Here is a 24,082-nt window from a genome sequence, read left to right as displayed (position 1 = left end):
CTGATGTCCGATATTTCTTCGTCGATTCAATCGATTGCTTCATTCGGTGCGAGCCGGTGGGAGCCAAGCGGCTATGGCGATTGTCCGCGTATTCCCCTTATCGGCAAGAATGACGTAATCCGGCTGTTCGACCATCTCGACTTGTGGGACTGCTGGCCTCTCGCGCACGAAGATGGCCGTACTGTCGAGCACCTGGGCCGCAACTGGTGGTTCTTCCTCTCCTCGCCGGTCTTTGCCGATCCGATCGAGCGGCACGGCCATGCTCGCATCCGCTTGATCTCCTTCGGCTCCGATGGATGGCGCGATCATGGCGATGCCTTTCCCGATGGGTTCACGCCCGGCAGCCGCGAATGGGCGGGCTGCGCCGTGCTTATGGACGACGGCTTAACCGTGCAGCATTTCTTCACCGCCGCGGGGCGGAGAGGTGAGGAGACGCAGAGTTTCGAGCAGCGACTTTTCTTGAGCGAAGGTCGCCTCGACAATGAGGGCCCCGGCCAGTGGCAGGCTCCGCGCGAAATCGTGGCGGCTGATGGCGTCCGCTATGTGCTGGACCGACAGAACACCGGTGCGCCGGGCTTGATCAAGGGCTTCCGCGACCCGGCATGGCTGCGCGATCCGGCGACGGGCAGGGCACACCTGCTGTTCACCGGGAGCGCCGCATGGTCGGACGACCCTTTCAACGGCAACATTGGAATTGCAACGTTGCACGAGGGCGAGTGGCAACTGGGCGATCCGCTCATCGAGGCCATTGGGGTCAACAACGAACTGGAACGTCCGCACGTCCTCGTCCGCGACGGTCGCTATTACCTGTTCTGGTCGACGCAGACGCACACCTTTGCTCCCGGCGCCGTTGCAGGACCCAATGGCCTCTACGGCATGGTTGCGGATCGTATCGAAGGGCCGTGGCGTCCGATCAACGGCAGCGGGCTCGTTGCGGCCAATCCGGATTCCGAGCCCAAGCAGTCCTACAGCTGGTGGGTGACGGGCGAGGCCGAAGTGTGGAGCTTTGTTGACTACTGGGGGATGGAAGGTCGGAACACGGCCGATAATCCGGAATTGCTGCGCAGCAACTTCGGGGGAACGCCCGCACCCCGGTTCAAGCTGAACTTCGAGGGCGACAGGGTGACAGTTGCCTGATCGGACGGCAGCGGATCAGGCGCTTTCGCGCTGGATCAGTTCAGGTTGCATGATCGTGGAGGGCGCGTCCTCGCCGGCGATGCGACGGCGCAGCGTATCGACCATTGCGCGTGCACCCGCCGCGATGTCCTGACGGACAGTCGTTAACTGCGGCACCATTCGCGTGGCCAGTGGCAAGTCGTCGAACCCGGTTACGGCAACCTGCTCCGGCACGGAAACACCCCGCTCGTGCAGCAGCCGGATCGTGGTCATCGCGATGATGTCCGATGCACAGACGATACCATCGATCCGACCATCCAGTTCGTCGAGATGGCTGGCGATCTGGTTGGCCATCTCGTCGCTGGCGAGATGCGTCGGGAAGGCACGCAAGCTTGCGTCAGGAGCGCTGGACAAGGCCTGCTGCGCTCCCAGCAGCCGCTCTGCGATTTCCGGACCGTTCGTATCGCCGAAAAAGGCGAGCCGCTTTGCTCCGCGTGCCAGCAGCCGACGTGCCGCGAGTGTTCCGCCCGCAGCATTGTCCACCCCGACAGTGCACTGTGCCTGACCTTCGCGATGGCTGCCCCATACCACCAAGGGACGATAATGCTGCGCAACACGTTCGATCACGTCGAACTGGTTGGACTGGCCGATGACCAGAGCGCCATCGAGCATTCCCGAATCGACAATGCGGTCCAGCCACTCGTCGTCGCCGGGAATGACGCGAGAGAGCATAAGGTCGTGCCCGCTCTCGGTCAGTTCGTCTGCCAGGTAGCCGAAAAGCGTCATGAAGAAAGGGTCGGAGATATGCTGGCGGCGTTCGTGGCCGAGTGGAATCACCACTCCGATGACCCCGGCTTGCTGCGTGCGCAACCGCCGTGCCATCTGGTTTGGCCTGAAGCCATGTTCCCGCGCGAGCGCCTGAATGCGTTCGCGGGTTTCCTTGTTTACGAGTGACTTGTCTGCCAGCGCGCGGGAAACTGTCCCGGCTGAAACGCCAGCGATCCTGGCAAGTTCAGCAATATTCTTGATTTTGGCCGGTTTTTTTACGTCGTCCATGGAATCTGGATGTCCTGCGCAAGCGCTCCTGTGCGCGAACATGCGCAACGCCCCTGATGCTTTTGATGCGACGCTACCGACATCACTGTCAATCGTCTAGGTGCGCGTCGACTCTGGTGCGACCGGCTTTGTGTTGCACGAACGACACGATCAAACGAATTGCTGCAATCGATTGCGATTGTCGTTGCAAACGATTGTTACCGTGTTTATCGAGACGATGACTGATTCCTGCAGACGCTGCAGGAGCTTCTTGGTGGGAGGAAATATGAAGTTTACACCCCTTTTTGCGTGCGCATCTGTTGTCGCGCTTTCCAGCGCGATGCTGGCCTCGCCGGCATTTGCGCAGGATGCCGCGCAGGCTGATGCAGCCGAAACCGCTCCGGAAGCGGTTGGCCTTGACGCCATCGTCGTAACCGCCTCGGGCCGCGACAAGACCCAGCTCAACAGCGCTGTCTCGGTCAGCTCGATCTCCTCGGAAACGATTCAGGCGATCCGTCCGACCTCTGAAGCAGAAGTCTTCCGCGCCATCCCGGGTATCCAGGTTGCCGGTACTGCTGGTCCTGGCGGTAACTCCAACATCGCCGTTCGCGGCCTTCCGGTCGCCACCGGTGGCTCGCCGTTCGTGCAGATCCAGGAAGACGGCCTGCCCACCGTCCTGTTCGGCGACATCCAGTTCGGCAACAACGACTACTGGACCCGCTTCGACGGTTCGGTGCAGAACATCGAAGGCGTTCGTGGCGGTTCGGCCGGTACGTTCGCCTCGCAGGCTCCCGGCGCCGTGATCAACTACATCAGCCACACCGGCAAGCAGGAAGGCGGCTTCGTCTCGATCAACCGTGGTCTCGGCTACGATGAAACCCGCGCCGATTTCCGCTATGGCGGCCCTATCAACGACACGATGTACTTCCACGTCGGCGGTTTCGTGAAGACCGGCCGTGGTCCGCTCAAGGCTGACTACACCGTGTCGGAATCCTTCCAGGTCAAGGGCAACCTGACCAAGGAATTCAACGAAGGTCGCGGCTACTTCCGCCTGCTGTTCAAGGTCGCCGACACGCAGGAACCGAACTACACCGGTGCTCCTGCGCTCGCCACCATCACCGGCAAGAAGGTCACGAACATCCGTCCCTATCCGGGCTTCGACGGTCGTGACGCGTCGAACTACTCGATCTACAATCAGGACTTCCTGATCTACAACCGCGAGGGCAACCTCGAGCGCGTGAAGATGGACGGCATCACCACCAAGGCGCAGTCCTTCGGCAGCCAGTTCCACTACGAATTCGATGGTGGCTTCACCGTCGACAACAACATGCGCTACACCAACATGAGCGGCGCGTTCGCCTCGCCGTTCCTGAATACCGCGCTGACTTCGTCGGTGCTCGGCTCGAACGTAAACGGCAGCACGGTCGCTGCGATCCGCTATGCCAGCGGTCCCAAGGCCGGGCAGCTGTTCACCGACCGCTACCTGGACAACAACGTCAACGTCCGCACCAACATCCGTGACATCGGCAGCTTCGCCAATGACCTCACGGTGGCCGGCAAGTTCGATGTCGCATCGGGCAAGCTGACCACGCGCGCCGGTCTGTTCTACATGAACCAGAAGATCGCGATGGACTGGCACGTCAACAAGTCGCTGCGCGAACTCAACGGCGACAACCCCTCGCAGCTCGACCTGTTCGACAGCGCGGGCAACAAGCTGACGCAGGCTGGCACCTCGGGCTACAACAACAACTGGGGCAACTGCTGCGCTCGTGACTACGACTTGTCGTATGCCAACACCGCGCCGTACCTCTCGCTCGATTTCGACCATGACCAGTTCGGTCTGGACGGTTCGGTCCGCTTCGAGCGCATCAAGTCGACCGGCTATGCCATCGGCGGCGGCAGCGAGTTCCCGATCAACAGCGGCGGCGTCACCATCCCGGCGATCACGGCCGATGGGGGCCGCGAGAACCTGAACTACACCCGCAGCTACACCTCGTGGACTGTCGGTGCCCTGTTCAAGGCGACCTCGAACCTGACGATCTTCGCCCGCACGTCGCGTGGTGGCCGCTTCAACAGCGACCGCCAGACCCTCGGTGGCAAGATTCGCAACGACGGTGCCCTGTGCCGCGCCAGCGACATCGGCAGCAACGGTTGTTCGGCCGATGGCGTGACGCCTTCGGTGGACTTCGTCACCCAGCACGAACTCGGCATCAAGAGCCGTGGCGATCTGCTTGGCGGCCAGTTCACCATGGAAATGACGCTGCTCAAGGGCAACTTCAAGCAGTCGACCTACGAACTCTCGGCAACGCGTTGCCCCGGCGGTGCCGGCGGTTGCGTAATCGACGCCAAGTTCAAGTCGACCGGCGCGGAGTTCTTCGCGACCTACCGCAACGGTGGCTTCAGCTTCGTCGGCAACGCCACCTACTCGAAGGCAAAGCGCCAGTCGGCGGGGGCAACCTCCTACTCGCGTTCGCCGAACCTGCCTGACCTGATCTACACTGCTTCGGCCAACTACGACTTCGGCGATCTCGTCACGGTCGGCCTGGCGATGACCGGTCAGACCAGCGCGATCGACGATGGCGGTTTCGAGTACCCGGGCAAGGCGATCTTCAACCCGTCGCTCCGCGTCTATCCGGTGAAGAACCTCGAACTCGGCCTTCAGGTGTACAACGTGTTCGACACCTTCGACCTGCGCGGCAACGGCGGCATCGCCGATGCCTCGGTGAACCCCACCGTGATCGGCGGCGCCCCGGCACTGGGACGCACCGTTTCGGCTTCGGTCCGCTACAACTTCTGATGTTGGCGGGAGGAGGACCAGACGCCTCCTCCCGTCCACTTCGGGTCGCATGAGGGAGGGGCGGGGCGCTTGTGCGTTTCCGCCCTTCCGTTCCAATATCGCCGCGAGAGCGATTGGTGATAAGGGGCGAAGGGACGCCAAGGAGAGGCAAGACCGAATGAGCAACCCAGACCTCATGATCCGCTCCGTCGCCGTGATCGGCGGAGGCACCGCAGGCTGGATGAGCGCCGCCGCGCTGGCACAGGCCTTGCGGCACAACTGCAGCATAACGCTGGTTGAGTCCGACGAGATCGGTACGGTCGGAGTGGGCGAGGCGACAATCCCGCCGATCCGCACCTTCAACGAAACCCTGCAGATCGACGAGCGCGAGTTCGTCCGCAAGACCAAGGGCTCGTTCAAGCTCGGCATCGAATTCGTCGACTGGGGGAGCCTGGGCAACAGCTATTTCCACCCCTTCGGTCCGCACGGCCGCGCCTTCGATATCGTCAACCTGCATCACTACTGGTTGCGCGCGCGCAAAGCAGGCGAGAGGGCGCCGCTGGACGAGCATTCGATGGCCTGGGCGCTGGCAAAGGAAAACCGCTTTGCGCCGCCGATGCCGGATCAGCGCAACGTGCTGTCGACCTTCGACTACGCCTATCACTTCGACGCCGGGCTCTACGCACGGTTCCTTCGTGAGTACTCCGAAGCCAAGGGAGTGACACGGATCGAGGGCAAGGTCGCCAGCGTCGAGCAGAACGCCGAGACCGGCTTCGTCACCGGCGTGACGCTTGAAGACGGTCGCAAGGTCGATGCTGAACTCTTCGTCGATTGCTCGGGCTTTCGCGGCCTTCTCATCGAGGGCGCGCTCAAGGCCGGGTACGAGGACTGGACGCACTGGCTCCCCTGCGACCGCGCCATGGCAGTCCCGTGCGAGAATGCAGGGCCGCTTACGCCCTACACCCGCTCGACCGCGCGCGAGGCGGGCTGGCAGTGGCGCATTCCGCTGCAGCATCGCACCGGCAACGGCTATGTCTTCTGCAGCCAGTTCCTGTCCGAGGACGAAGCCGCCGAGAAGCTGCTCTCGCGCCTCGATGGCAAGGCCTTGGCCGATCCGCGTCCGCTGCGCTTCGTCACGGGGCGGCGCAAGACGTTCTGGGAGAAGAACGTCATTGCCGTCGGGCTTTCCAGCGGGTTCATGGAGCCGCTGGAGTCGACCTCGATCCACCTGATCCAGGCCGGCATCTCCAAACTGCTGGCGCTCTTCCCGGATCGCACTTTCGATCCGCTGGTGATCGAGGAATACAACCGCATCGCGGTGGGCGAGTACGAGCGCATCCGCGACTTCCTCATCCTCCACTACAAGCTGACTGATCGCGACGATTCCGAACTGTGGCGGTACTGTGCGGCCATGGACATTCCTGACACGCTCCACACCAAGATCGAGCATTTCCGGCGATACGGACGACTTGTGCAGCGTGACGCCGACCTGTTCGGCGCGCCTTCGTGGCTCGCCGTGCACATCGGGCAGGGCAACATCCCGGAGCGCACCGATCCGCTGGCGGATTACCGCGGCATCGACGGTCGCGAATGGCTGGGCAAGTTGCGCGCGGCGATGCACCACGCGGCCCTGCAGCAACCGACACACGAGCAGTTCATCGCGGCCAATTGCGCCGCATGAGTGACGCGCAGAGCCTGTTCCAAAGCGCTATCGCCGCGCGCGAGGCGCAGGACATGGGCGGTGCTCTGGATGCCATCCTGAAGGCCGCCACGGCCGCGCCGAACGAACCCAACGTCGCCCTCGGCCTTGCCCAGATTTCGTTCGAGGCCGGGCTGGACGCCGCCGACCTCTATGCCCGCGCGGCACAGCTGCAACCCCAGCGGATCGACCTTCAGCGCAGTCGCGCAACCGCGCTTGCGGCTGAAGGCCGACAAGGCGAGGGCGAAGCCCTGCTCGAAGAGGTACTTGCCGCCAATCCGGGCTGGATCGACGGCCATCGCTGCCTGAGCGGAATGCGGGCCACGGCCGGTGATCTCGATTTTGCTCGCAGCTTTCCCGCAGCAATTGCCCGGGATCCCGAAAACTTTGGCCTGCGCATGGCATGGTTCCACGTGCTGTCCACGGCGAAGTTATGGGACGAGGCGAGGGCAGTGATTGCTGATGCCGAAGAGCGTCTCGGTGAACGACAGGCGTCCTTGCTCGGCAAGCTGTTCATCGCCAGCGAAAGCGGTGAGGCAGCGGATGACTCAACACTGTTCGATGGCGTCGAGCATGTCACTGACGTGGGGCTGGATATCGCGAGGGTTCGCCATTTTCTGCGTGGCGGCCAAGTTGAACGCGCGCGCGATGTCTGTCTGCGGCATTTCGGCAAACCAGCGATGCGCGCATTCTGGTCGTATCTCTCGCTCACCTGGCGGCTGCTGGGAGACAAGCGGGTCGACTGGCTTGATGGCGCAATGCGCGACGTGCGCAGCTTTGACCTCGACTTCACGCCCGCTGAATTTGACGAACTGGCGGTGACCCTGCGTCGGCTTCACACCATGCAACAGCCATGGCACGAGCAGTCCGTTCGCGGCGGAACGCAGACAGAGAGGCCGCTATTGCTGCGGATCAACCCTGTAATAGCAGCGGCGCGGCTACGCATCGAGAACGCGGTGCAGCGCTATATAGCAGAGCTTCCCGCAGTCGATCCCGCGCACCCCCTGCTTGCCGCACCGCGCGGTCGGTTTCTGTTTGCAGGAAGCTGGTCAGTGAAGCTGCGTCCGGGCGGCTTCCACGCGATGCACACCCATCCCATGGGCTGGATCAGTTCTGCACTTTATGTGACGGTCCCCGATGGTGCCGATCTAGGCCCACCACCGGCCGGACGACTCCAGTTCGGCGCACCACCGCCGGAATTGAACCTGCCGCTTGATCCCTATGACGCGATCGAGCCCAGGCCGGGGCGATTAGCGCTGTTCCCGTCAACAATGTGGCACGGCACCGCGCCATTTGCCGACGGCGAGCGCATGACCATCGCCTTCGACGTCATCCCCGCAGCTCCGCGATCCTGATGAAAGCCTGACATGCGCCCCCGCTACCACTATGCCCCTGCCGCCAATTGGCTGAGCGATCCCAATGGCCTCGTCTGGCAGGACGGCGAATGGCACATGTTCTACCAGTACAACCCGTTCGGTGAGGAATGGGGGCATATGTCGTGGGGCCATGCGGTCAGCACAGATCTGGCGAGCTGGCAGGAACTCCCGGTCGCGCTGGCCGAAACCGACCAGACGATGATTTTCTCCGGTTCGGCCGTCATTGATCGCAGCGGCACTGCAGGGTTTGGCAGCAACGCGATGGTCGCTGTCTATACCGGTGCGCGCACCGACCGCCTGCATCAGTTCCAGTGCCTTGCATCGAGCACTGATCGCGGGCGTACCTTCGAGAAGTTCGTCGGCAATCCCGTGCTCGACCGACAGATGGCCGACTTCCGTGATCCGAGCGTCTTCTGGCACGAACCGAGTGGTCAATGGATCATGGCCGTGGTCCTCTCGGACGAGAACCGCGCTCTGCTCTACGGCTCACCCGACCTGAAACGCTGGACCGAACTTTCGGAAATCCCGCGCGACGGTGCTCCGGGCCACTTGTGGGAATGCCCGTTCCTCGTCGAACTGCCGATCGAGGGCAGCAGCGAAACGCGCTGGTTGTTCAAGGTCGACGTGCTCTCAGGCGCACCGGGATCTGGCGCGCTCTATCGCATCGGCAGGTTCGACGGCCAGCGCTTCACGCCGGAAAGCGGATGGCTGGTGGCCGACTACGGCGACGAGTTCTACGCCGCCATCGGGTGGACCGAACCGCGCGATGACAAGGGGCGTCCGACGTGGATCGGATGGATGGGCAATCACGCGGTGCAGAAGCACCTGCCGTTGCAAGGCTGGCGTGGCGCAATGAGCCTTCCCCGCCGCTTGTCCTTGCGTCAGCAGGCAAGCGGCTTGCGTCTTGTGCAGGAAATCGAGCCTGCCTGCGCAGCGAGGTTCTCCCCGCCCGAGAGCTTTGCAATGGGGGAGGGGTGCCGTCCCGTTCCGGCTGCTTCGCTGCTGGAGCTGCCGGGGGTTGGAAACCTGCAGCTCACCCTGACTGACGACTTTGGTCGGAGCCTCGCAGTCACGCTTGATCATGGCCGCTTGTCCGTCGTCCGCACCGATCCCATGACCTCGCAACTGAACCGCACGAGTGACATGTCTGTCGCCGCAGATGCCCCGATCCGTGTTTGGCTCGACAGCGGCAGTATCGAGGTGCTTGCCTCGAACGGGGCAGACAGCCTTACCTTGCAACATCGCCTCGCCGGCGAGGCTTGGGCCCTGCGCGGCGAAGGCGTGTTGTCCGTGCGCTACTTCGACGCCAGCGCCTGACGTCCGAGTTCGATGGCGCCGGTGATCCCGGCGTCGTCGCCAAGACCCGGCGTGACGATGTAGCTTTCAAGTCCTGCTTCGAGCCGCGGGTGCTGCACATACCCGTTGAGCTTTGCAGCAGTCGCCCCGCGCACGGCTTCGACCAGACCGGGCGCCTTCATCACGCCGCCACCGAAGATCAGGCGGTCAGGCATGTGCAGCAGGACCAGCGTGCTGGCCAGATGGGCGATGTAGTCCGCCACGATGGTCACCTCGTCAGGCCCGAGCTGGTCAAGGCTGCGCCCCCAGCGACGTTCGATGGCCGGGCCGCAGGCAAGGCCTTCGATGCAGTCGCCGTGATAGGGGCAGATGCCGGGGAAGGGATCGCGCGCAAGATCGCGGGGCGGCACGATGTGGCCACTCTCGAAATGCGAGATACCCATCAACGAGCGCCCTTCACGCACGACGCCCGTGCCAACGCCTGTCCCGATCGTCGTGTAGGCCAGGGTGCGGCAGCCTTGACCAGCGCCTGCCATCCATTCGCCGATTGCGGCGCCGTTCACGTCGGTATCGACCTTGATCGGAGCACCGAAGCCGGAGAGCGCATCGTGGAACCTTGCGCCTGCCCATCCGGCCTTGGGCGTGGTCGTGAATGTGCCATAGGCACCCGACGTGGGATCGATGTCGATCGGACCGAAGCTGGCTACGCCGAAGGCCGCGATCGGGCCGTGCTCTGCGCTCGCCGCTTCGAAGAACGCCCGCATGGCAGGCCAGGTTTCGACCGGCGTGTTTGTCGGCATGCGCGTGCGGGCAAGTATCTCACCCTCTTGCGTGGCGAGTGCCAGCACGAACTTGGTGCCACCTGCCTCTACCGCACCGATCAGACCTGTGTCGCTCATTCGCCCGAAACCCTCGCGTTTTCCTTGACTAAGAACATGGCGGCAGCCGCAGCCGCCATCATCAGACTTGCCACAAGCATCGTCCAGCGAGGCTCGCCGGGGAAGAAGCTGCGCATCACGCCACCCATCAGTGTTGCTACCACCAGTTGCGGAATCACGATGAAGAAATTGAAGATGCCGATATAGATCCCGAATTTTCGCGGCGGCAGCACGCGCGTGAGGATCACATAAGGCATCGACAGGACCGAAGCCCAGGCAATGCCCATGCCGACCATCGGCAGCAGCAGCAGGGCCGGATCTCGGATCAGCAGCAAGCCGACAAAGCCCGCTGCTCCGCACAAGAGCCCGACGGCGTGCGTCGCTGCATTGCCAATGCGTCGCGCCAGCACCGGCAGCAAAAATGCAGCGAGCGCAGCAACCCCGTTGTAGAATGCGAACATGACGCCAACCCAGTCTGCCCCTTCGTTGAAGGCGGCGCTGGCAGTATCGGTCGTCCCGAAGGCTTGAGCGGTAACGACCGGCGTCGTGTATATCCACACGATGAAGAAGCCGATCCAGGTAAAGAACTGCGCGAACGCCAGTTGACGCATCTGGACCGGCATCTGCGCCAGATCACTCACGATATGCGCCAGCGCGCCCTTGGCCGAAGTCGCCCGCACACCGATCTGCATCAGGCCGAACGCCGTCAGCCCGGAACCAAGAACGTAAAGCTGCTTGTCGAGCCCGAGCGAAGCCACCAGTGCCAGCAGCACGATGCCCGCGATGACCCACAAGGGGCCGCTGCGAAGATAGACCAGCGGCTCATGCTGCGCAGTACCTGCCTCGAAGGTTGCCCGTTCGAACGCCGCCATTTCGTCAGGCGAGTATTCTCGCACGCGCAGTACCGTCCAGCCAACGCTCAGCACCATTGCCGCAGCACCGAGATAGAAGCTGTATCGCACCGACGGCGGAATCACCCCTTCAGGCGCGACATTGGCAATGCCGAGCCAGTTGAACAGGGCAGGTGCAAGGCTTCCGAGAACCGCGCCTGCACCTATGAAACATGTCTGGAAGGCAAAGGCCTGCGCGCGCTGGTCGTCGGGCGTCATGTCTCCCGCAAAAGCGCGGAACGGCTCCATCGCCACGTTGAGCGATGCGTCGAGCATCCACAGGAACGCGGCGGCCAGTAGCAGCAGTCCGGTATTCGGCAACCCGATCAGTGCGAGTGCGGCCAGCACCGCACCTGCCAGAAAATAGGGACGTCTCCGACCGAGCCATCCCCAGGTGCGGTCGGAATGATACCCGATCAACGGCTGCACGATCAGCCCGGTCACCGGCCCGGCGATCCACAAGAAAGCGAGATCGTCGACCTCGCTGCCCAGCGACTGGAAGATGCGGCTGACGTTGGCGTTCTGCAGGGCGAATGCAATCTGGATACCGAAGTAGCCGAAGCTTACGTTCCACAGACCCCAGAATCCCTGCCGAGGCTTCTGTCTCGCCGCTTGCGCTAGTTGTGCAGTCATCGGCTCTCCGTGATCGCAGTCGAGGCTGCGGGGTAGGGCCGTCTGACGCGGCCTTGGGACTGGTTCAGGTGCGCCGAAGTCGCAGAATACCGGGCTTGCTGCAATCGATGCGCATACGAATACCAAACAAATGCGCGATGAGAATCAGCCGCCGCTGCTGGCCCGGACCACCAGTCTTGCCGGGAGAACGCGCGGATTGGGCGGGCGTCCCTCGACCTGCGCGAGTACGCTTTCGACCAGAGCTTCACCGGCCAGGCGGATGTCCTGCATGAGCGTCGTCAGCGGCGGAGACGTGAAGGCCGCCGCTGGAATGTCGTCGAAGCCAACGACCGCAACATCGCCCGGTACGGAAAGTCCGGCTTCGGCCAGGGCACGCATCGCGCCGATCGCGATCAGGTCGCTCGCCGCAAAGATGGCATCGAATGGCGCGCCCTTCGCCAGCAATTCCCGCGCCGCCCGGTAGCCCACTTCCTCCGACGAAACCGCATCAACCACGAGCGAGCGATCCGCTGTGAGACCTGCGGTGGAGATCGCCTTGGCAAGCCCCGCATAGCGCTGTTCGAATTCGGGATAATGCGAATCTGCCTGCCCCAGAAACGCGATCCGCTTGCGCCCGCGCGCCAGAAGGTGCTCACCGGCCAGTCTTCCCGCACCAAAGTTGTCCGATCCGACCGTGGCGCCGATGGTTCCCTGATCGACCGAACCCCAGCGCACGAAATGCGTGCCGGACTTGATCAGCTGCCGCAGGCGCGGCTCGTAGGCGGTGTAGTCGCCGTAACCCAGCAGGATCAGCCCGTCGGCGCGATGGCTGTCCTGATAGCGCTTGTGCCAGTCATCATCGAGCTTCTGGAACGAAATCAGCAGGTCCAGTCCGCGGTTGGCGCAATGGCGGGTGATCGATCCCAGCATGGCCAGGAAGAACGGGTTGATGTTGGATTCGTCGGGCGTCGGGTCTTCGAAGAACAGCAGCGCGAGGGTGTTGGACCGTTGCGAGCGGAGCGATGAGGCGTTCTTGTCGACGGTATAGTTGAGTTGCCGCGCAATCGCCTCGATCTTCTGACGGGTTGCCAGACTGACAGACTTGCTTCCGCGCAGCGCACGACTGACGGTCGGCTGCGATACGCCTGCCAGATAAGCAATGTCGAAACTGGTTGGTTTGTTGGATGGCTTTCGCCCCATATCCCCGTCTCTCCCACCGCCCGGTGTGGTCCCGTGGTCGGTCGTCGAGGACTGTATGCGTGAACTGCGGCTCATGCAATGGCACCGGTCCAGCGTGCTCCAGAAGTGCGGGAAATGCTGGAAATTCCATGGTTTTGATGGAGCATTGGGTAGTGACGGAAAAGCATCATCTGAAACCAATCAACGCATAGTATACGTATGCCATATTCGTCATTCTTCATCACGCCATTAAACCGAAACGGAGCGGAAGGCCGGGATCAGCGGCACCGTCCGATCAGATCAGGTTTCAATCGATCAAGGTTCAGGGCCGGGCAGCCCTATTCTGGGTCCGGCTTGGGGGAGTGAATTTCAACATGGCATTTCGCAATCTAACCGCTGTCGCGGGCGTATCGCTCGCCGCCATCACTGTCGCACTCGCGGCGAACCCGGCGATGGCGCAGGACGCCGCGCAGGATCAGGCCCAGGCCACCGACGCCGCTCCCGAAGGTCAGGAACAGGCCATCGTCGTGACCGGCTTCCGCGCCGCGCTCGCCACGGCGGTCAACGTCAAGAAGACCTCGCCTGTCATCGTGGAATCGGTTTCGGCCGAAGACATCGGCCGTCTGCCCGACGCTTCCATCGGTGAATCGATCGCCCGCCTGCCGGGCCTGACCACCCAGCGCCTGTTCGGTCGCGCCAACTCGATCGCCATTCGCGGTTCGAGCGCAGACCTGTCCTCGACCACCCTCAACGGCCGTCCGCAAACTTCGACGGGCGAGCAGCGCAACGTCGAGTTCGACCAGTTCCCTTCGGAAATCGTCAGCCGGGTGGACGTCTACAAGACGCCGCAGGCCAATCTCGTCCATCAGGGCCTCGTTGGCACTGTCGACATCAAGACGATCCGTCCGCTGGAATTCGGCAAGGGCCTGCTCTCGTTCGGTGGCCGTGGCACCTACGCCGATCTCGGCAAGGTCAACAAGGACAGCAACGAGTTCGGTTACCGCGCCACGGCGACCTACGTCGGCCAGTTCATGGAAGACCGCCTCGGCGTCGCCCTTTCGGCGGCCTACACCGACGAGCCCTACCAGGCGCAGGAATTCGAAGCCTGGGGTTATGCCGATGGCCCGAACAGCACCAAGATCATCGGCGGCATGAAGCCGTTCGGCGTTTCGACCCAGCTCAAGCGCCTCGGCGTCCAGGGCACCGTGCAGTTCAAGCCGGTCGACGAACTGACCCTTACGGTCGATGCCTTCTACGGCAACTTCAAGGACAAGCAGATCAAGCGCGGGATCGAATTCCCGCTTGCATGGAGCGGCGCGCAGCTTTCGCCCACAGGCATCGAGACCAACGGCAACCTCATCACCAATGGCACGTTCTCGGGCGTCGAGGCGGTGGTCAACAACCACGGCTACCAGCGTAATTCCGACATCTTCTCGGGTGGCTTCAACGCAGCTTGGGCCGGTGAGGACGGTTGGTCTGCCTCGTTCGACTTCGGCTATTCGAAGACCGACCGCAGCGAGCTGAGCCTTGAAACCAACGCCGGCACTGGCCCGGGCGGTGGTAATGGCGCGACCGACACGCTCACCTTCGTCAGCGGACCGACCGGCACCAGCTTTACCAGCCACACGCTCGATTACGGAAACTACAACACCATTCTGCTGACCGACCCGCTGGGCTGGGGCGGCGGCGCGCCCAAGGGCTCGCAGGAAGGCTACTACAACGACCGTATCATCAACGACGAGATCAAGAGCTTCCAGGTCGAAGTCGGCAAGGAGCTCGAGGACAGCTTCCTGTCGAAGGTCACCGTCGGTACGGCCTACGTCGACCGCACCAAGGGCAAGACACCCGAGGAGTACTTCCTCAACCTTGCAGGCGGCGTGAAGTCGCTGGTCGTTCCCGAGAAGTACCGCACGGGCGCGACGGATCTGAGCTTCATCGGCGCAGGCCCGATCATCGGCTACGATCCGTTCAAGATGCTCGAGGACGGCGTCTACGTTAAGACGCTCAACGCATCGAAGGACGTGCCCGCCAAGGCCTACTCGGTCACCGAGCGCGTGATGTCGATCTACATCAAGGGCGATCTCAAGGCCTCGCTCGGCGACGTCGAGATGGACGGCAACGTGGGTCTGCTTGCGCAGAACACCGAGCAGAAGTCGCGTGGCTTCGTGAACCTTGCCGCTGCCTCGCTGGTACCGACGGTCCGTGGCGCGCGCTACTGGGACTTCCTGCCGAGCCTCAACCTGAACTTCCGCATTCCGGGTGACTGGGTGGTCCGCTTTGCCGCCGCCCGCGAAATCCAGCGTCCACGCTTCGAGGACATGAAGGTCAGCCTCGATTACAGCTACAACATCAACAGCGGCGTGATCACCGGTAACGGCGGCAACCCGCAACTGCGTCCATATCGGGCCTGGGCTGCCGACCTGAACTTCGAGAAGTATTTCGGCCGCAAGGGCTACATCGGCCTGCAGATGTTCTACAAGAAGCTCGACAACTACATCTACAAGGACGTTGTCCCCTACGACTACACCGGCCTGCCGATTGTCGCGCCGGTTCCGATCACCAACTACGTCGGCACCATCAACACCGCAGTCAACGGTACCGGTGGCAAGCTCTATGGCGTCGAACTCGCCGGCACCCTTCCATTCGAGGTCATCACCCCGGCACTCGAAGGCTTTGGCTTTACCGGTGGCGTGGGCTACACCAAGACCTCGATCAAGCCGGGTCCGAATGCAAACGCGATGGATCTGCCGGACTATTCGCGCTGGGTTGCTTCGGGCACGCTGTTCTTCGAGAAGGCAGGCTTCAACGCTCGCGTCTCGGCTCGTCACCGCTCATCGTTCCAGGGCATCTTCGTCGGCTTCGGTGGCGAGCGTGAACTGCGCCGTGCTCTGAAGGAAACCATTGTCGACGCTCAGGTCGGCTATGACTTCAAGGACACGAGCCCGCTGCACGGCTTGTCGCTGTTCGTCCAGGGCCAGAACCTGACCGACGAGCCGTTCGTCTCGGTGGACAACGGGGCTCCGCTCCAGATCCGCAACTACCAGACCTATGGCCGCCGCTTCATGGCCGGGTTCAACTACAAGTTCTGATCCCTCCGGAGGGGGCGGCCTCATCCGCCCCCTCCACCCCTTGTGATCAGAAGCGTTGCAATAACGTGCCCGCAGAAGGCACTCTGGTGAAGAATGGCTGCGGGAGTCTAGGCATGTCGGGACAACAACGGCGCAGGATCGTTATCGCTGGAGGCGGCACTGCCGGCTGGATGACTGCGGCGGCACTTGCCCGGCTTGCCTCACCCCATTGGGACATTACCCTTGTCGAATCCGAAGAGATCGGAACGGTCGGGGTCGGGGAGGCAACCATTCCCATGGTTCGCCTTTTCAATCAGATGCTCGGCTTGGATGAAAGCGAGTTTCTCCGCGAGACACAGGGCACCTGGAAGCTGGGCATAGCCTTTGAAGGCTGGGGCGGCTTTGACGATCGCTATGTCCATGGCTTCGGCCTCACCGGCCGCAGCCTGGGCGTTTTGCCATTCCATCATTACTGGCTGCGCGGTCGGGCCGAAGGGCTTGCTGGCCCCTTGGGCGAATACGTGCTCAACGCCGTTGCAGGTGATGCCAACAAGTTTGCACACATTGATCGGCCACAGGGCAGCGCCATGCCGCCCATGCCCTATGCCTACCACTTCGATGCCTCGCTTTATGCCGCCTTTCTGAGACGTTATGCTGAAGGACATGGTGTCTGCCGGATCGAGGGGCGCATCGTCAGCTTCGATCGCGATGCTGGAAATGGTGATCTTGCGGCCCTCCGGCTCGACCGTGGCGACGTGGTCGAGGGCGATCTCTTCGTCGATTGCTCCGGCTTTCGCAGCCTTCTCCTCGGTCACGAGATGGGCGTCGAATACGTCGATTGGAGCCATTGGCTGAAGTGCGATCGCGCAGTGGCGGTGCCCTGCGCCAGAGCCGAGCCACTTGTCCCCTATACCCGCTCCATCGCGCAGCCGGCAGGCTGGTGCTGGCGCATCCCGCTCCAGCATCGCACCGGAAACGGCCACGTCTTCTGCTCCGACGTAATGAGCGAAGACGAAGCCACGACGCGGCTCATAGGTCGCCTCGATGGCGAGCAACTGGCCGATCCGCGCACGATCCGCTTCAAGGCCGGGCGCCGAGCGAAGTTCTGGGAACACAATGTGGTGGCGGTTGGCCTCTCTTCAGGGTTCATCGAACCGCTCGAGTCCACCTCGATCCACCTGATCCAGACCGCGATCAGCCGCCTCGTCGATTTCCTGCCGAACGGTCCGGTGCAGGATGCAGATCGCGATGCCTACAATCGTCTGGCGACTTTCGAAATCGAGCGTATCCGCGATTTCGTGATCCTGCACTACGTTGCCAATGGCAGATACGGCGAACCCTTCTGGGACTCTCTGCGGAAGATGGAAGCAGACGGACAACTGCCCGAGGCGTTGGGCGAACGTCTTGCCATGTTCCGCGCGTCGGGACGCATCGTGCGCGAACACGACGAACTCTTCGATGTGCCCGGTTGGGTTCAGGTCATGATCGGGCAGGGTGTGAGCCCCGAGCGCTGGCATCCGCTTGCCGATCAGGTTGCACCCGAAAGCCTGAAAGCCTTCCTCGATACCGTGCGCGGCGCTTACCAAAAGGACGTTGCCCGAATGCCCTCACACGCCGAATACGTGGCCCATGTTTGCGGACAGGTCCCGGCGCATGCGTAAGGTCATCGGTCTTTCCCTGCTTTCGCTGCTCGTGGCTCAGCCCGCGTTGTCGGATACGCCCCTGTCCGAAGTGCGCGCTCGCCCGGCTGCAGGGGAGACTATCTACTTCCTGCTGCCCGACCGGTTCGAGAACGGCGACAAGGCCAACGATCGCGGTGGCCTGAAGGGCGATCGCTACAAGACCGGCTTCGACGCTTCCGCCAAGGGCTTCTACCACGGAGGCGATCTCAAGGGTCTGACCGCGCGGCTCGATTACCTGCAGGGTCTCGGCGCTACCGCGATCTGGGTGGGGCCCGTGTTCAAGAACAAGCCGGTGCAGGGCGGACCGGGGCGCGAGAGCGCCGGATACCATGGCTATTGGGTTACCGACTTCACGCGTGTCGATCCGCATTTCGGGACCAACGCCGAATTCAAGGCGCTGGTCGATGCGGCCCACGCGCGTGGGCTGAAAGTCTACATGGACATCATCGCCAACCACACGGCGGACGTGATCCAGTATAAGGGTGGCCAGTACACCTACCGCGACCGCGCCAACTGGCCGTACTCGCGCAAGGGCGGCCTGAACGGGCAGGCGATCAATCCGGGCTTTGCCGGAGACGAGGATGCGCGCGAAGCGAACTTCGCCAGGCTGACCGATCCCGGCGCCGCCTACGAACCCTTTGTGCCGCCAGCCGAGGCCCACGTGAAGGTGCCCGACTGGCTCAACGATCCGATTTACTACCACAACCGCGGCGACAGCACGTTTCGCGGCGAGAACAGCCGCTTCGGCGATTTTGCCGGGCTTGATGACCTGTTCACCGAGCATCCGCGCGTTCGCGCCGGGATGATCGATATCTACGCTGACTGGATCAGGCAGTTCGGCATCGACGGTTACCGCATCGACACGGCCAAGCATGTCGATCCCGGCTTCTGGCAGGCCTTCATCCCGGCCATGCTCGACACGGCGAAACAGGCTGGCATACCCAACTTCACCATCTTCGGCGAAGTTGCGCACGAAGGACCGGACCCCGGCACCATCGCCCGCTACACCCGCCGCGATGGCTACCCGGCGGTGCTCGACTTCGCATTCCAGGGGGCCGTTCGCGCGGTGCTGGGACAGGGGAAGGGCACCGAGGTACTGGCCGACACCTTTGATGGAGACGTGCTCTATCAGGGTGGCGAGGAAGCGGCGTTGGCCATGCCGACCTTCCTCGGCAATCACGACATGGGGCGGTTCTCCACGCTGATCCGCAAGGACATGCCGGGCATTTCTGACGAGGAACTGTCCAAGCGCGTCGAACTGGCCCACGTCATGCTGCTGACCATGCGCGGATCGCCGGTGATCTACTACGGCGACGAGCAGGGCTTTGTCGGTGACGGCAACGATCAGGACGCCCGCGAGGACATGTTCGCAAGCAAGGTCCCGAGCTACAACGATAACGCGCTGCTTGGATCGAAGTCGACGACTGCGGTCGCCAACTTCGATCCTGCCCATCCGTTCTATCGCCTGATTTCGGCCCTCGCAAAACTTCGCCAGGAACATCCGGCACTTGCCCGCGGACGGCAGGTTACGCGGACGTATTCGGAAGTTCCCGGACTGTTTTCGGTCTCCCGCTTCGATCCCGTTGGCGGTACCGAGTACTTCATTGCCTTCAACACATCGGACAAGCCGATCGTCGCACAAAGCGTGATCGGGGCGTCTGCAACAAGCCTTGAAAGCCTTTACGGCCGCTGCCCCGCGCAGGTTTCTGCACCCGGCAGCGTTACCGTTGAACTTCCCGCATTTGGCAGCATGGTCTGCCGCGTTGCTCCCTCCCCGGAAAACACCGTTCGATGAAGACTTCAGAAGCCGTCCTTGCCAGCCCCAAGCCAGAGGCCGCAGCGCCGTGGTGGCGGGGTGCTGCAATCTACCAGATCTATCCCCGCAGCTTCTGCGATTCCAATGGCGACGGCATCGGCGACCTGCCGGGCATCACAGCGCGCCTTGAACACGTCGCTCGGCTCGGCGTCGATGCGATCTGGGTTTCGCCCTTCTTCAAGTCGCCCATGCGCGACTTCGGCTACGACGTGGCCGACTACTGCGATGTCGACCCGATCTTCGGGACGCTCGCGGATTTCGATGCCATGGTGAAGCGGGCGCATGAACTCGGTCTCAAGGTCACGATCGATCAGGTCTATGCCCACACCTCGGACCTGCATCCGTGGTTCGCGGAGAGCCGGCAGGACCAGCTGAACGACAAGGCCGACTGGTATGTCTGGGCAGACCCCAAGCCCGACGGTTCGCCGCCATCGAACTGGCAGTCGGTGTTCGGTGGCCCGGCGTGGACGTGGGACGCGCGGCGCCGGCAGTATTATCTGCACAACTTTCTCTCCACCCAGCCGCAAGTCAATGCGCACAATCCCGACGTGCAGGAGGCGCTGCTTGGCGTGATGCGCTTCTGGCTGGACCGCGGGGTGGACGGCTTCCGCCTCGATGCACTCAACTTCCTGATGCATGACCCGACTCTGCGCGACAATCCGCCCGCGCCCGATGATGGTCGCCGCAAGACGCGCCCGTTCGACTACCAGCTCAAGATCTACAACCAGTCGCACCCGGATATCCTGAAGTTCATCCAGCGCTCGCGGAAGCTCTGCGACGAATATGGCGCGGTGTTCACCGTCGCCGAAGTCGGCGGCGATCTTGCCGAGACGGAGATGAAGGCCTTCACCGCAGGCGAGGACCACCTCAACAGCGCCTATGGCTTCGACTTCCTCTACGCCGACAAGCTGACGCCCAGGTTCGTCGAACAGGCCGTGGCGAAGTGGCCGGATACGCCGGGCATCGGCTGGCCAAGCTGGGCCTTCGAGAACCACGACGCGCCGCGCGCATTGTCCCGCTGGTGCCAGCCCGACCAGCGCGATGCATTCGCGCGGCTCAAGGCCATGCTCTTCGCCTCGCTACGCGGCAACATCATCGTCTATCAGGGCGAGGAACTGGGCCTGACGCAGGTCGATATTCCGTTCGAGCAGCTGCAGGACCCCGAAGCCATCGCCAACTGGCCGCTGACGCTGTCACGCGACGGCGCACGCACGCCGATGCCGTGGATGGTCCAGTCGGGCGAGGGCGGTTTCACCTCGGGCGCCCCGTGGCTTCCGGTGGGCGAGGAAAACCTTGCGCGCGCGGTCGACCGTCAGGAAGCCGATCCTTCGTCCCTGCTCAACCTGACCACGAAACTGCTGAATTTGCGGCGAGACAACGAAGCCCTGCGGCTCGGCTCGTTCGAAGTGCTCCATGCAGACGAATGCCTACTTGCCATTCGGCGCGTTTCGGGTGAGCAATCGATTGCAGGACTATTCAACCTGTCCTCCGTCCCGGTGGTCTGGCCGCAAGGGCTGGTGCGGGATGGCAAGGAAATCGCGTCGGTAAACGGCGCCAGCGCGGGGCAGCTACCGCCATTCGGCGCGCTGCTGATCGAAGAGAGGATCTGATGCGTAACCTTCTGAACGTTGCAGCGCCGCTGGCGCTGACCCTTTCGTGCGCCCTGGCTTCGCCCGCTCTGGCCGAGACCGTAACCGCATCCTCGCCCGACGGCAGCCTCGTGCTCTCGGTGACCACCGACAACGATGGCCACCCGCTCTATAGCCTGACCCGCAAGGGCAAACTGCTGCTCGGCTCCTCGATGCTCGGCTTCATTACCAGTGATGGCCTGACGATGCAGCGCGGGCAGAAGATCATCGGCAGCGAGACCGGTTCGGGCAAGGAGACATGGGAACAGCCTTGGGGCGAGCGTCGCTATGTCAGTGACAACCACAACGAACTGCTGGTGAAGTTCGAGCAGGTGCCCGACTGGGGCGGCCGCCGCATGAACGTCCGCTTCCGCCTGTTCAACGACGGCTTTGGCTTCCGCTACGAAATCCCTCAGCAGCCCGCTATGAAGGTGATGAAGATCGCCGACGAACTGACCGAGTTCAACGTCGCGCAGAACGGTACGGCCTGGTGGATTCCGGGCGGTGAGTGGAACCGCTACGAGCAGGTCTATCAGAAGACCCCGATCGACGGGGTTTCGACCGCGCATACGCCGATCACCATGAAGCTGGATGATGGAACGCATCTCTCGTTTCATGAAGCCGCGCTGGTCGATTATTCGGCCATGTGGTTCAAGCGTCAGACCGGCACCTCGTTCCGCGCCACGCTCTCGCCTTCACCGAATGGGCCCAAGGTTACGCGGACCCTTCCATTCAACACGCCGTGGCGCACGATGCGCGTTGCCGACAGTGCGAAGGGTATCGTCGAGAACGACCTCGAACTGAACCTCAACGAGCCGAACAAGATCGGCGATGTCTCGTACTTCAAGCCGATGAAGTACATCGGCATCTGGTGGGGCATGATCCGTGGCGACTGGAGCTGGGCCGAGGGTCCCAAGCATGGCGCGACGACCGAGCGGACCAGGCAGTACATCGACTTCGCTGCCAAGCACGGCTTCGGCGGCGTGCTGGTGGAAGGCTGGGACAAGGGCTGGAACGGCACCTGGTTCGGCAGCGGCAAGGACTTCTCCTATACGCAGGCAACGCCGGATTTCGATCTTGAGGCGGTGACCAAGTACGGCGCGAAGAAGGGCGTCATGCTGATCGGCCATCATGAAACCGGCGGCAATATCGCGAACTACGAAGCACAGCTCGAAGACGCGATGAAGCTCTATGACAAGCTCGGCGTGCGCGCGGTGAAGACTGGGTACGTCGCCGACGCAGGTGGCATTCTTGCGCCGGGTGACACGCCGGACACCTACCGGATGGAATACCATGACGGCCAGCGTCAGGTGCAGCATCACCTCAAGGTCGTCGAAACGGCCGCCAAGTACCACATCGTCGTCAACGCCCACGAACCGGTAAAGGACACCGGCCTGCGCCGTACCTATCCCAACTGGATAGACCGCGAAGGCGCGCGTGGCATGGAATACAATGCCTGGGGCCAGTTCGCCAACGGACCGGATCACGAACCCACGCTCGTCTATACCCGGATGCTCTCCGGCCCCATGGACTACACGCCCGGCATCCTCAGCCTTGAAGGCGCCAACCACGTGCCGCTGGCATCGACGCTGGCCAAGCAACTCGGGCTTTACCTCGCGATCTATTCCCCGATCCAGATGGCGGCGGACTTCGTCGAGAGCCTCGAGGCGCATCCCAAGGAACTGGCCTTCATCAAGCAGGTGCCCGCCGACTGGTCGGAAAGCCACCTGATCGCCGGCGAAGTGGGCGACTACGCGATCTTTGCGCGCAAGGACCGCAATAGCGAGGACTGGTATGTCGGCGGCGTCAATGATGCGACGGCGCGGGACGTTTCACTGACCCTCGATTTCCTCGATCCGGGCAAGACCTACACCGCGACAGTCTGGAAGGACGGCGAGGGTGCGACATACGAGACCGAGGCCCGTCACCGCATTGCCTACGCCACGCTCAAGGTGAAGAAGGGTGACGTCTTCCCGGCATGGCTGGCGCCGGGCGGTGGGCTTGCCGTCCGGCTGCATCCGGGCAAGTGACCTGATGCTGCGCCTGCTGTCCGGAATCGTCGTGCTGCTCTGCGCGGTGCTGGCTATTCCGGCAGCCGCGCAGGAACAGGGGCGTTTTCTGGAGTATCGAGATGTTGCAGCAGCCGGAATTCCGGCGCAGCGACTGACCATCTGGCTGCCTCCGGGGTACGACAATTCGGACCGGCGCTATCCGGTCCTCTACATGCACGACGGGCACAACCTCTTCGACCTGCGCAATTCGAACTTCGGCAAGATCTGGGCAGCCGACAAGGCGATGCTCGGCCTGATTGGCAAGGGCATCGAGCCACGCATCATCGTAGGAATCTGGGCGCCGGGCACAGACCGGTTTCGGGAATATCTTCCCAGGCCCGCGTATGATGCCGCTCCTCCAGAACTGCGTGCGAAGATGGACCTGATGGCAAGCGGGCCGGTGATCTCGCACGCTTATCTGGCTTGGCTGGCAGACGTTCTGAAGCCCTGGGTGGATCGTTCGTTCCGGACCCAGACCGGGCCCGTTGATACAGCCATCGTCGGCTCCAGCATGGGCGGCTTGATGAGCTGCTACGCCATCTTGGCGCGGCCGGAGACATTCGGTCGGGCGGCTTGCATGAGTTCGCACTGGCCAGCGGCGATACCGGACAAGGTCGCGGGATTCGATCCGCAAGCGGCGAAAGTCTGGCGAGACTGGTATACCGCCATGCTTGGTCCCCCGGCGGGACGCAAGGTTTGGATGGACCACGGCGATGCGACGCTTGACCAGTTCTATGCGCCGTACCAGCGCGACGTTGACGCGGCCTTTGCTGCCTCTGGGTGGGTAGAGGGCACGGATTTCGCAAGCCGGTTTTACCCGGGGGCGCCGCATGATGAGAATGCCTGGGCTCAGCGCCTTCCCGAGGCGCTGGACTGGTTGTTCCGGCCCTGATGGTTGCCCAAGCGGGTGCTGCGGTGCAATGTCAGTGATGAGGTGCCAGCGCATAGCTATCCTGCATACATATGCGTGCTGAACCGGA

General features: G+C 62.8%; 15 protein-coding genes. 11 read left to right on the top strand and 4 right to left on the bottom strand.

All coding sequences use genetic code 11. The features are described 5' to 3' along the window. Positions 1-3: 3 nt before the first annotated feature. A complete protein-coding gene (locus ACZ1JX_RS06575) occupies positions 4-1,137 on the top strand; it encodes a glycoside hydrolase family 68 protein (RefSeq protein ID WP_465125951.1) in 1,134 nt (377 codons plus the stop codon). 15 nt (positions 1,138-1,152) lie between these two features. Here the strand turns inward: ACZ1JX_RS06575 and ACZ1JX_RS06570 are convergent, their stop codons facing one another. After that, positions 1,153-2,172, bottom strand: coding sequence for a LacI family DNA-binding transcriptional regulator (locus ACZ1JX_RS06570; RefSeq protein ID WP_465125950.1), 1,020 nt, complete (start codon positions 2,170-2,172; stop codon positions 1,153-1,155). A 265-nt stretch (positions 2,173-2,437) separates the two neighbouring features. Between ACZ1JX_RS06570 and ACZ1JX_RS06565 the strand changes: the two genes are divergently transcribed. From ACZ1JX_RS06565 to ACZ1JX_RS06550, 4 genes are all read left to right on the top strand, one after another. After that, positions 2,438-4,948 carry a TonB-dependent receptor domain-containing protein gene (locus tag ACZ1JX_RS06565; RefSeq protein ID WP_465125949.1) on the top strand — a complete coding sequence of 837 codons (2,511 nt, stop codon included), beginning with the start codon at positions 2,438-2,440 and terminating at the stop codon, positions 4,946-4,948. 157 nt (positions 4,949-5,105) lie between these two features. Continuing rightward, the gene (locus tag ACZ1JX_RS06560; RefSeq protein WP_465125948.1) at positions 5,106-6,608 is read left to right on the top strand and encodes a tryptophan halogenase family protein; all 1,503 of its coding nucleotides are present in this window, start codon (positions 5,106-5,108) and stop codon (positions 6,606-6,608) included. Then, positions 6,605-7,981 carry a putative 2OG-Fe(II) oxygenase gene (locus ACZ1JX_RS06555; RefSeq protein WP_465125947.1) on the top strand — a complete coding sequence of 459 codons (1,377 nt, stop codon included), beginning with the start codon at positions 6,605-6,607 and terminating at the stop codon, positions 7,979-7,981. The genes ACZ1JX_RS06560 and ACZ1JX_RS06555 overlap by 4 nt, the downstream gene beginning before the upstream one ends. Before the next feature lie 12 nt (positions 7,982-7,993). Further along, positions 7,994-9,319, top strand: coding sequence for a glycoside hydrolase family 32 protein (locus tag ACZ1JX_RS06550; protein ID WP_465125946.1), 1,326 nt, complete (start codon positions 7,994-7,996; stop codon positions 9,317-9,319). On the opposite strand, the gene ACZ1JX_RS06545 is transcribed toward ACZ1JX_RS06550, so the two are convergent. From ACZ1JX_RS06545 to ACZ1JX_RS06535, 3 genes are all read right to left on the bottom strand, one after another. Beyond that, complete coding sequence (locus tag ACZ1JX_RS06545; RefSeq protein ID WP_465125945.1) at positions 9,298-10,197, bottom strand: ROK family protein; 900 nt, start codon at positions 10,195-10,197, stop codon at positions 9,298-9,300. The two genes, ACZ1JX_RS06550 and ACZ1JX_RS06545, sit on opposite strands and share 22 nt — an antisense overlap. After that, positions 10,194-11,699, bottom strand: coding sequence for an MFS transporter (locus ACZ1JX_RS06540; protein WP_465125944.1), 1,506 nt, complete (start codon positions 11,697-11,699; stop codon positions 10,194-10,196). Before ACZ1JX_RS06540 ends, ACZ1JX_RS06545 begins: the two co-directional genes overlap by 4 nt. 144 nt (positions 11,700-11,843) lie before the next feature. After that, positions 11,844-12,878 carry a LacI family DNA-binding transcriptional regulator gene (locus ACZ1JX_RS06535; protein WP_465125943.1) on the bottom strand — a complete coding sequence of 345 codons (1,035 nt, stop codon included), beginning with the start codon at positions 12,876-12,878 and terminating at the stop codon, positions 11,844-11,846. Between the two features lie 353 nt (positions 12,879-13,231). Here ACZ1JX_RS06535 and ACZ1JX_RS06530 point away from each other — a divergent pair, with 353 nt between their 5' ends. From ACZ1JX_RS06530 to ACZ1JX_RS06505, 6 genes are all read left to right on the top strand, one after another. Then, positions 13,232-15,946 (top strand): TonB-dependent receptor, encoded by a 2,715-nt coding sequence (locus ACZ1JX_RS06530; RefSeq protein ID WP_465125942.1) that lies wholly within the window; start codon positions 13,232-13,234, stop codon positions 15,944-15,946. Positions 15,947-16,059: 113 nt separating this feature from the next. Further along, positions 16,060-17,586, top strand: coding sequence for a tryptophan halogenase family protein (locus tag ACZ1JX_RS06525; protein WP_465125941.1), 1,527 nt, complete (start codon positions 16,060-16,062; stop codon positions 17,584-17,586). Further along, on the top strand, positions 17,579-19,402 hold the full coding sequence (locus ACZ1JX_RS06520; RefSeq protein WP_465125940.1) for an alpha-amylase family glycosyl hydrolase: 1,824 nt from the start codon (positions 17,579-17,581) through the stop codon (positions 19,400-19,402). The genes ACZ1JX_RS06525 and ACZ1JX_RS06520 overlap by 8 nt, the downstream gene beginning before the upstream one ends. Next, positions 19,399-21,033: an alpha-amylase family glycosyl hydrolase gene (locus ACZ1JX_RS06515; RefSeq protein ID WP_465125939.1), complete on the top strand. Its 1,635-nt coding sequence runs from the start codon at positions 19,399-19,401 to the stop codon at positions 21,031-21,033. Before ACZ1JX_RS06520 ends, ACZ1JX_RS06515 begins: the two co-directional genes overlap by 4 nt. After that, entirely contained in the window at positions 21,033-23,081 is a 2,049-nt protein-coding gene (locus tag ACZ1JX_RS06510; RefSeq protein ID WP_465125938.1) for a glycoside hydrolase family 97 protein, read from the top strand. Before ACZ1JX_RS06515 ends, ACZ1JX_RS06510 begins: the two co-directional genes overlap by 1 nt. A 4-nt stretch (positions 23,082-23,085) precedes the next feature. After that, a complete protein-coding gene (locus tag ACZ1JX_RS06505; protein ID WP_465125937.1) occupies positions 23,086-23,994 on the top strand; it encodes an alpha/beta hydrolase in 909 nt (302 codons plus the stop codon). Positions 23,995-24,082: the final 88 nt, after the last annotated feature.

It is taken from the genome of Novosphingobium sp. BL-A-41-Hi4A-0G (genome assembly GCF_055521735.1).
The sequence above is the reverse complement of the archived record's forward strand: the minus strand, read 5'-3'. Positions and strand labels throughout refer to the sequence as shown.